11 protein-coding genes are annotated in these 9,859 nt (G+C 55.2%); 7 read left to right on the top strand and 4 right to left on the bottom strand.

Going from position 1 to position 9,859, the window contains the following annotated elements; genetic code table 11:
- Positions 1-137: 137 nt before the first annotated feature.
- Together RQ738_RS12305 and RQ738_RS12300 are read right to left on the bottom strand one after the other, a co-directional pair.
- Positions 138-800, bottom strand: a complete 663-nt coding sequence (locus tag RQ738_RS12305) for a tetratricopeptide repeat protein (protein WP_314165539.1) — start codon at positions 798-800, stop codon at positions 138-140.
- 275 nt (positions 801-1,075) lie between these two features.
- A complete protein-coding gene (locus RQ738_RS12300) occupies positions 1,076-1,936 on the bottom strand; it encodes an HDOD domain-containing protein (RefSeq protein WP_314165538.1) in 861 nt (286 codons plus the stop codon).
- Between the two features lie 158 nt (positions 1,937-2,094).
- On the opposite strand from RQ738_RS12300, the gene djlA reads away from it, so the two are divergent.
- Entirely contained in the window at positions 2,095-2,889 is a 795-nt protein-coding gene (djlA, locus tag RQ738_RS12295) for a co-chaperone DjlA (protein WP_314165537.1), read from the top strand.
- A 71-nt stretch (positions 2,890-2,960) separates the two neighbouring features.
- Here djlA and RQ738_RS12290 read toward each other — a convergent pair whose 3' ends face one another.
- Positions 2,961-3,416 carry a CopD family protein gene (locus RQ738_RS12290; protein WP_314165536.1) on the bottom strand — a complete coding sequence of 152 codons (456 nt, stop codon included), beginning with the start codon at positions 3,414-3,416 and terminating at the stop codon, positions 2,961-2,963.
- A gap of 29 nt (positions 3,417-3,445) precedes the next feature.
- Positions 3,446-4,204 (bottom strand): alpha/beta fold hydrolase, encoded by a 759-nt coding sequence (locus RQ738_RS12285; RefSeq protein ID WP_314165535.1) that lies wholly within the window; start codon positions 4,202-4,204, stop codon positions 3,446-3,448.
- Positions 4,205-4,400: 196 nt separating this feature from the next.
- On the opposite strand from RQ738_RS12285, the gene rpe reads away from it, so the two are divergent.
- The 6 genes from rpe to trpD all read left to right on the top strand — a co-directional run bounded on the left by rpe (position 4,401) and on the right by trpD (position 9,693).
- Positions 4,401-5,093, top strand: coding sequence for a ribulose-phosphate 3-epimerase (rpe, locus tag RQ738_RS12280; protein WP_314165534.1), 693 nt, complete (start codon positions 4,401-4,403; stop codon positions 5,091-5,093).
- A 191-nt stretch (positions 5,094-5,284) separates the two neighbouring features.
- Positions 5,285-5,980 carry a phosphoglycolate phosphatase gene (locus tag RQ738_RS12275; RefSeq protein WP_314165533.1) on the top strand — a complete coding sequence of 232 codons (696 nt, stop codon included), beginning with the start codon at positions 5,285-5,287 and terminating at the stop codon, positions 5,978-5,980.
- Positions 5,981-6,106: 126 nt separating this feature from the next.
- On the top strand, positions 6,107-7,585 hold the full coding sequence (gene trpE / locus RQ738_RS12270; protein ID WP_314165532.1) for an anthranilate synthase component I: 1,479 nt from the start codon (positions 6,107-6,109) through the stop codon (positions 7,583-7,585).
- A 49-nt stretch (positions 7,586-7,634) separates the two neighbouring features.
- Entirely contained in the window at positions 7,635-8,012 is a 378-nt protein-coding gene (locus RQ738_RS12265) for a GxxExxY protein (protein ID WP_314165531.1), read from the top strand.
- A gap of 48 nt (positions 8,013-8,060) precedes the next feature.
- On the top strand, positions 8,061-8,648 hold the full coding sequence (locus RQ738_RS12260; protein WP_314165530.1) for an aminodeoxychorismate/anthranilate synthase component II: 588 nt from the start codon (positions 8,061-8,063) through the stop codon (positions 8,646-8,648).
- A gap of 28 nt (positions 8,649-8,676) precedes the next feature.
- Positions 8,677-9,693 (top strand): anthranilate phosphoribosyltransferase, encoded by a 1,017-nt coding sequence (gene trpD / locus RQ738_RS12255; protein ID WP_314165529.1) that lies wholly within the window; start codon positions 8,677-8,679, stop codon positions 9,691-9,693.
- The last annotated feature ends 166 nt before the right edge of the window (positions 9,694-9,859 follow it).

The following is a 9,859-nucleotide window of genomic DNA, read 5'->3' as shown; positions in this document are numbered from 1 at the left end:
GGTACATTTGATCTGGTCGCCAACATCGCGGCCCGTTGTTCCAGCAGATCACCACACCCGCGCGACTCCGACCCCTTATCCCGACCCCTTATCCCCAGGTAGTCGGGATTCATTCATCAATCATCATTTCGCGATCATCAATTGGTCTTGTCAACCCCGGTCGGGCTTCGGAAACCAGACTCTTTAGCCTGCTTGTCGTCACGCACCGCCTGTTCCCGTTCGCCACGGGCCTCGTGAGCGCGGGCACGCAGGGAATAGGCTGTGCCACGCAATTCAGCAGGACCGTTGTCGATGACACGACTGCACGCATCAATCGCCTCGGCATATTGCTGATTGCGTTCATAGCTGCTGCACAGGTTAACCAGCAGGGCAAAATTGTCCGGTTGCAAGGTGCCCGCGCGCTGTAAATGATGCAGCCCCGCGAGGAAGTTCCCCTGCATGTTCAAGGCGCTGCCGGCAGCGTTATGTGCCTGCCAGCTATCCGGGGCAAGCTCGAGCGCCTTCTGTGCATAGAGTCGGGCGATCGGTGGCTGACCGAGCGACAGTTGTAACTCGGCCATGGCCACCAGCAACGGGGCATTGGCAGGGCAACGTTTCAGTGCCGGGAAGATGTCGTCTTCGATTGCATGCAGCGCATGCAGGTAGTCGTCACTGCCAGGCTGAAGGCTGTTCAGGGCCTTGCGATGCTGCTGGTCGATATTTTGAACTACTTGTGTACAGGTCTCGGCGCGTGCAGGGGTGGCTTGCAGGCTTAACAGGAGCACACTGCAAAAAAGAAGGGGGCGTATTGAGATAAACATAAGTTTCAGGCTACCGGGGTTCTGTTAATGCTGATATTTTAATTACGTATTGGTTGATATTATGCCGTGTGCCGGCGTCAGGCAATGCAGTTGGATTACGCCGCTATTACTTTCGTGCTGGCTGGAATGATGGCTTGAGCAGAGATCCCCTGGGGGTATTTTGCTACACTCTAACGTATGCAAACTATCCTCATAAATATACTCGGCCTGCTGACTATCGGTTTTATTGTCTGGTGGTTCTGGCTGGCGCGAAGCGGAAAATAGCCAGGCCGGTATCAGGCCGCCTCGTTATAAATCATAATTTCCATGGTCTCGTGAAGCTGGGCATCAGCATCTCTCAATACGCGTTGTAAAATATCCGGTGTCAGCCCGGCGGTTTGCAGGGTAGTGACGTCCAGTGCCTCGCTTTCCTCAACATCACCACCGGCTCTGCCGGGCATTGTGTTGGCGAGGAAATTGGCAATATGGATAATCGCGGCTTCCCTGCGATACTGCCTGGCGAGATGCGGTGTATGATGAAACTCGACCGCCTCGCAGAGCGATGGCGGCAGGTTCCACTGGCGGAGCAATTCACCACCGACCATGCAGTGGTCAAAGCCGAGGATCTCCTGCTCGACGATATGCACAATCTCACGGTTGCGATTGCTGTGGGTAAGCGTTCGGGAAGCGAGCTCGGGTAATTGGTGATAAATAATCAGATAGCCAATATCGTGTAGCAAACCGGCCGTGAAGTAACGTTCGACGTTGGTTTCATGCAGATGGGCCGCCAGGCTCCTGGCAATCACCGCGCAGCGCAGGCTATGGTGCCAGAAGGTTTCCAGGGAGACGAGTTCATTGGGAAAGGCAGAGAAGGTCTGGATGCTACTCGTGGCGAGGAGAATATCCCGTAACTGATCGGTGCCGATGATGGTGATGGCAAGCGGTATGCTGTCAATGCGAGAGGGGAAACCGTAAAAGGGACTGTTCGCTATGTGCAGCAGGCGGGCGGCGAGTCCGGGGTCCTGGCGAATGAGCTCACCGATGTCGGCAGCGGAACTTCGCGGGTCATCGACCATCTCACTAACACGTAATACGGTTTCAGGTAGCGAGACCAGGTCGCTGACGGCACTTATCAGGTTTTTGGCGGTAAGGGGCATAATACTATCCTGTATCATCTCTCGGGAGGCGAACTAAATGCCTGCAGGTTGTGTGACGCAGTCCTTGTACGATTTCACAACTATATGAGAGTTTAGGCAGCTAATAAATAGCCGGTTTTACGGGGATTTTCTGGATTGAGTCTTTATGAGGTAAGTGTATGAGTTGGTGGGGAAAAGTTATTGGCGGGGCTTTCGGATTTATGCTCGGAGGGCCACTGGGTGCCCTGATGGGAGCAGCCCTCGGGCACAATTTCGACAAGGGCATGGGAGGACTGTCTGACAGCGACTTTTCACCCGGGGCACAGGAGCGGGTACAGGGCGCCTTTTTCACGGCGACGTTCTCCGTGATGGGCTATGTCGCCAAGGCCGATGGCCAGGTGACGCGCGATGAGATCGACATCGCCAAAGCCATTATGACCCAGCTGAATCTTTCCCCGGATATGCAAAAGGCTGCGCAACGGCTATTCAATGAGGGCAAGCAGGAAGGCTTTCCGCTGGACGATGTCCTCGAGCAACTCCGCCGGGAATGTCATCGCCGCGAGACCCTGCTGCGCATGTTTATCGAGATTCAGCTGCATGCCGCCTATGCCGATGGTGTGATGCACCCGGCCGAGCGCAAGGTCATCGAGCGGATTGGTGAAGTCCTGCATTTTACCCCTCACGAGGTGGAACACCTTGAGACCATGGTCAAGGCCCAGCGCCATACCGGCCGTCAGGCCGCCGGTCAGCCTGCTGGTTTATCCATACAGGAGGCCCACGCCGTACTTGATATTGCTACCAGCAGCAGTGATGCCGAGGTGAAGAAGGCCTACCGCAGGCTGATGAACCAGCATCATCCGGATAAACTCGTTTCCAAAGGTCTGCCGGAAGAGATGATGGAACTGGCCAAGGAAAAGACGCAGGAAATACGTTCAGCCTATGAAATCATCAAAAAGTCCCGGGGAATGAAATAGAGCAATTGATGAATGCGGATTGATGAATGATGATCGTTAAATTCATCAATCAGCAATCCTAAATCATCAATTTAAAGGTACCTTCCACCACTGGCCACGGCAGTTACGATCAGCCCCAGACTCAGGTTCACGCCAATAATCATGCGTATCTGCGCCAGCTTGGCGCCGGCTGTAGACAGGTCACCGGCGGCAATAGCCTGCTTCATGCGTTTATACGGAGCGAAGAAGACATGCATATATAGAAGCACCATGATGATGCCGAGGCCCTGCATGATGTTCACGTAGAGGGGAAACGTGGCGAAGCCGCCGAACAGCTTGAAGGCCATCCAGTAACCGCTGCCCAGCAGGACAATCAGGGACAACCATACCCACGGGAAGAATTTACCGAACACATCCTTCCATAGCGGCAGGCGTTGGGGCGGTTCAAGTTGGCTGGCCGCCACCGGGCGCAAGGCCATGTAGGCGAAGAACATACCGCCAACCCAGATGGTGGCGGCGAGCATGTGCAGGCTAATCGCAAGACTCATAGTATGAGCTCTCCTGGTATCAGTGGGCGTTATTCTTTTGCTTCATCGACGGACGTCTTGAAATTGGCCAGCCAGCTTTTCACGCGGCGCACCAGGTCGGTTTCAAGCCCCTGGAAAAAATGATTGGCACCGGCGACCTCGACCTGACGATAATCCTTGTTGCCCGCTTTGCGGGCGGCCTGGGCGCGGTCCCTGGCTGATCTGAGTACGGCTTCCAGGTCCTGGCTACCGTAGAGATCGAGTACCGGCAGTTTGATCTTTTCCAGGGCCGCGATGTTATCCATCCGTGGGTCGGCATCCGTGTAGACGGACATGCCGATGGCGGCAAAGGCGGTGATATCGCTCGGGTCTTTTGCCAGGTGCGAGGCGGCCATGCTGCTGCCAAGGCTGTGTGCGACGACGACAATATTGTCGTAGCCATTCTGCTTCAGGTGGGCAATGCCGGCCTTGATGCGTGCCGGGACTTCGGCAAATAGCGGCGCATAGTCTCTATAATCGGCCTCGTTATCCAGAACAGGCAGTTGCAGTGACAGCGTGGCCCAGCCGTGAGCGGGTAACTCGGAACGCAGCGGCTGGACGACATCCGGCCAGTTCGGATGCACCCCGGAGCCATGCAGGACGATAACGGCACCGTGCGGCTTGTCGGTCTCATGCTCGGCATAGATACCGAGGAATTTCTGCCCATCGGCCTGTAGCCATACGGCCTCACCGATAATCAGGGCATCGACAATCTGCTCTGCCCAGCGCTTTTCCTTGGCGGTATCCGAGGCAACGGCAGCGTTGCTCAAACATATCCCCATGAAAAATATATAAAAATATCTGGTTATTGTTGTGGGCATGCCGGGCTCCGCAAGATTGGGTTAGAGGCCTGATCATAACCTGAAAAGCTGCAAAAGCCAGCCTGATCGGGTAAAGTGCGGCGTTCTGTTTACGGGTGTGCCTGGAACGGGCGCGAACTCAACGAATTTATAAAGGTGACTGACCATGGCCGAAAATTTTATTGCACCATCCATTTTGTCTGCTGATTTTGCCAAGCTGGGCGATGAAGTCGACAAGGTTCTGGCCGCCGGTGCCGACATCGTGCACTTTGATGTAATGGATAACCACTACGTCCCGAACCTGACCATTGGTCCACTGGTATGTGAAGCCCTGCGCAAGCATGGGGTGACCGCGCCGATTGATGTGCACCTGATGGTCAAGCCGGTGGATCGCATCATCCCGGACTTTGCCGCGGCCGGTGCCAGCTACATCACCTTCCACCCGGAAGCCTCCGAGCACATCGACCGTACCCTGCAGTTAATCCAGGGCGAAGGTTGCAAGGCCGGCCTCGTGTTTAACCCGGCGACGCCGCTGGACGTGCTCAAGCATGTGATCGACAAGGTCGACATGGTGCTGCTGATGTCCGTTAACCCGGGTTTTGGCGGTCAGAGCTTTATTCCCCATACGCTGGAAAAACTGCGTGAGGCACGCAAGATTATCGATGACTCCGGTCGTGAGATTCGCCTGGAAATCGACGGCGGCGTCAAGGTCGATAACATTCGTGAAATAAAGGGGGCCGGTGCCGATACCTTCGTTGCCGGTTCTGCCATCTTCAATGCCAAAAACGATGCCGATGCAAACCTGTATGACACCGTTATTGGCCAGATGCGCGACGAACTGGCCAAGGCCGGTTCCTGATATAGTTTAGTGATATAAACGCAGAGTACGCAGAGACGCAAAGCTCGCAGAGAATGGCTTTTAACAAAAGTTCTCTTTGCGCCCTCTGCGCCTTGCCCTGAACCATCGGAACGATGGTTAGGGTACCCATAATGAACCGCAAAGCGGTTCTGTGGGCCAGCGACCTTTGTGTTAAATACTGGGTCTACAATATGAGCCTTAAAAAACCGAAAATGGTACTGTGTGATGTCGACGGCACGCTGGTCGATAGTGTGCCGGATCTCGCCTACTGTGTAGACGAGATGATGAAGCAGCTCGGTATGCCCGTGCGCGGCGAAGAGCGTGTGCGTCAGTGGGTTGGCAACGGCGTTGAACGTCTTGTCGAAAGGGCACTCGTTAATGACCTTGATGGTTACCCGGATGAGGCATTGAAGGCAAAGGCCTATCCCATCTATCTTGAACTTTATGCCGAGAATACCTGTGTGCGTAGCACCCTGTATCCAGGTGTGCGTGAAGGTCTGGATTACCTGAAGAAGGCCGGATACAAGCTCGGTTGTGTTACCAACAAGGCCGAGGCCTTTACCGTGCCGTTACTCAAGCAGCTCGGTATCTATGACGAATTTGCCATCGTCATCAGTGGCGACACGCTACCGAAGAAGAAACCGGACCCTTTGCCGTTATTGCATGCAGCGGAATTTTTCGGCGTTTCCCCGCAGCAATCGATGATGCTGGGTGACTCGGTCAGCGATGTGAAGGCGGCACGCGCCGCGGGTTTCCAGATTACCTGCATGACCTATGGCTATAATCACGGTGAAAATATTGCCGATGCAAACCCGGATGGCTTGATCGATTCCATGGCTGAGCTAGAATCACTGCTCGAGAACGCCGAAGCGCAACTGGCCTCTTGAAACAAGAATAACAGTCATTTACCGGATACATGAACATGGAAACAGGATTGGATGAACGATGGTGGCGCTGGTCTGCAAACAGAACCAGTAATGCCCCTGTATCCATGACATGTGAAGGAAATGACCATGACACCCGAAGAATTCAACACACTCGCCAGCGCCGGCCATAACCGCATCCCCCTGATGCGCGAGGTCCTTGCCGACCTCGACACGCCGCTGAGCACCTATCTCAAGCTTGCCGACGGCCCGTACTCTTACCTGTTTGAATCGGTACAGGGCGGCGAGAAGTGGGGCCGTTATTCCATTATCGGCCTGCCCTGTCGCAGCCTGCTGCGCGTGCGCGGCTATACGATCGAGATCGAGAAGGACGGCAAGGTCGTCGAAACCCGTGAGGTCAAGGACCCGCTGCACTTCATCGAGGAATTCCAGTCACACTACCGCATGCCGGAAGTGAAGGATCTGCCGCGTTTTACCGGTGGCCTGGTGGGTTACTTCGGTTACGACACCATCCGTTATATCGAGCCGAAACTGGCCGGCGGCAACAAGCCGGACCCGCTCGACAACCCGGATATCCTGCTCATGGTCTCCGACGAGGTGGTCGTCTTCGATAACCTCTCTGGCAAGCTGTACGTGGTCATTCACGTCAACCCCGACATCGAGAATGCCTACAACGTTGCCCAGCAGCGACTGGATGCACTGGTGGCCAGGTTGCGGCAGGCAACCCCTGAATACCATCATGGCGAGTCGACGGGCAGCGAGGTCAGGGAGTCAGACTTTATTTCCGGTTTCACCGAGGACGGCTTCAAGGCCGCGGTGGAGAAGGTCAAGGAGTATATCGTCGAGGGCGATGTCATGCAGACGGTGCTCTCGCAGCGCCTGTCGATCCCGTACACGGCCGAGCCGCTGGATTTGTATCGAGCCCTGCGCAGCCTGAACCCGTCCCCGTATATGTACTTCCTTGACCTTGGCGACTTCCATATCGTCGGCTCCTCGCCGGAGATCCTGACCCGCGTCGAGGACGGCGAGGTCACGGTACGGCCTATCGCCGGCACGCGCCCGCGCGGCAAAACCGCGGAGGAAGACCGGGCCCTGGAAGCCGACCTGCTCAGCGACCCGAAGGAGCTTGCCGAGCACCTCATGTTGATTGACCTTGGGCGCAATGATGTTGGCCGGGTCGCCGAGATCGGCACAGTCGAACTGACCGACAAGATGCTCATTGAGCGTTACTCCCACGTTATGCATATTGTCTCGAATGTGACGGGCAAGTTGAAAAAAGGCATGTCGGCCATGGATGCGCTGCGCGCCACCTTCCCCGCCGGTACCGTCAGTGGTGCACCGAAGATTCGCGCCATGGAAATCATCGATGAACTCGAGCCGGTCAAGCGCGGCGTCTATTCCGGTGCCGTGGGTTACATCTCCTGGAGCGGCAACATGGATACCGCGATCGCCATTCGCACCGCCGTGATCAAGGACAAAACCCTGCATATCCAGGCCGGCGCAGGCATCGTCGCAGATTCGGTACCGCAGAACGAATGGGACGAAACCATGAACAAGGGCCGCGCCATCTTCCGTGCCGTGGCCCTGGCCGCGGCCGGTTTGAAGTAACGGCCCAACGCAGAGGCGCGGGGTCGCAAAGAACGCCAAGGAGGGCGTAATGAAAGAAAATGATATATCAGGGATGATTATTGGTGCAGCAATTGAAGTTCACCGGCAGTTAGGCCCCGGTTTGTTGGAAAGCGTATATCAGCAGTGTCTCGCAAAAGAATTGGATTTACAGGGTATACAATGTAAATGTGAGGTGCCGGTTCGAGCTGAATATAAGGGGCTTGAATTTGATGTCGCGTACAGAATGGATATGCTGGTGGAAGATATAGTGGCTGTAGAATTAAAAGTGGCGGAAAATATTTTGCGGGTTCACGAGTCGCAATTGTTGTCGTATCTAAAACTAAGCGGGTTAAAACTCGGCTTGTTGTTGAATTTTAATGAACCAGTTTTGAAGCATGGGATTAAGCGTGTTGTTAACAATTTATAATTTCTTCGCGACCTCTGCGTCTCTGCGTCTCTGCGTTGGGCTTTTATCATGCTATTAATGATCGATAATTACGACTCCTTTACCTATAACCTGGTGCAATACTTTGGTGAGCTGGGTGCGGATGTGCAGGTATATCGTAATGACCAGATTACAATTGAGGAGATCGAAAAACTCGCACCGGAATACCTGGTGATTTCGCCCGGTCCCTGTACCCCGAACGAGGCCGGCATTTCAATTGCAGCGATCAAACACTTTGCCGGCAAGCTGCCGATCCTTGGGGTCTGCCTTGGCCATCAAAGTATTGGCCAGGCCTTTGGCGGCAAGATCGTGCATGCCAACGCGATCATGCATGGCAAGACCTCGATGGTGAAACATCATGACACAGGCGTCTTCAAGGGGTTGTCCAACCCACTGGAAGCGACCCGCTATCATTCACTGGTGATCGATAAGACCAGCTTGCCAGAGTGCCTTGAGGTCACTGCCTGGACCGAGAACGAAAACGGCCAGATTGACGAGATTATGGGCATACGGCACAAGGCCATGGCCATCGAGGGTGTGCAGTTCCACCCGGAGTCGATCCTGACCCAGCATGGCCACGATATGCTGCGTAATTTTCTCGAGCAAAATAAAAAATAACAAAAGACTGGTAGAGGGTAGACACGAAATGGATATGCAAGCCGCGATTCACCGCGTAGTTGACAAGCAAGCGCTGACACGTGAAGAGATGACCCAGGTCATGCGCCTGATCATGACGGGTGAGGCGACGCCGGCCCAGATCGGTGGTTTCCTGGTGGGACTGCGTATGAAAGGCGAGACGGTTGATGAAATCACCGCTGCCGCCAGTGTCATGCGCGAACTCGCCGCCGGGGTCAAGGTAAGCGGCCCGCACGTGGTTGATATCGTCGGCACCGGCGGGGACGGGGCGAATACCTTTAATATTTCCACCGCCAGCACTTTCGTGGTCGCGGCGGCCGGCGGTGCGGTAGCCAAGCACGGTAACCGCTCGGTATCGAGCAAGTCCGGCAGCGCCGACCTGCTCGAGGCCGCCGGCGTGAATCTGGAACTGAACGCCGGGCAGGTCGCACAGTGTATTCATGAGGTTGGCGTCGGCTTCATGTTCGCGCCCAGGCATCACAGTGCCATGAAGCATGCGATTGGTCCACGCAAGGAAATGGGCGTCCGCACGATCTTTAATATACTCGGCCCGCTCACTAACCCGGCCGGCGCACCGAACCAGCTGCTCGGGGTCTTTACGGCAGAGCTGGTCGAACCACTGGCCGAGGTCTTGAAGGCACTGGGAAGCAACCACGTCCTGGTCGTGCATTCGGAAGATGGTATGGACGAGATCAGCATCGCCGCACCGACGAAAGTCGCCGAGCTGAAAAATGGCGAGATCACGACCTACACGGTTACCCCGGCACAGTTCGGGGTGGAAAGCGGCAAGCTTGAAGACCTGGCTGTTGATGGCCCCGAGGCGAGCCTCAAAATTGTCATGCAGGTGCTCGATAACGTTCCCGGCGCCGCGCGCGATATCGTCGTACTTAATGCCGGTGCGGCCATCTACGCGGCCGACCTGGTGGAGTCACTCGAGGCCGGTGTGAAAAAGGCCCAGGAAGTGATTGCCAGTGGTGCAGCCCGTAATAAACTTGATGAACTGGTAAAACTTTCGAATAGTATTTAAAAGCCCAACGCGGAGGCGCTGTAGGTCGGATTAGGAGTGATAACGACGTAATCCGACAAAATTTAGTTCGGGCGTGTCGGATTACACTACGCTAATCCGTATATGGTCTCCTCCCGTTTTGCAAGTCTTTGTGTTATCGGTGACAGGGACAGGATTGCTTCCGTAT

The organism is Sulfuriflexus sp. (genome assembly GCF_032250955.1).
In the GTDB taxonomy this organism is placed as follows: Bacteria; Pseudomonadota; Gammaproteobacteria; order AKS1; family AKS1; genus Sulfuriflexus.
The sequence above is the reverse complement of the archived record's forward strand: the minus strand, read 5'-3'. Positions and strand labels throughout refer to the sequence as shown.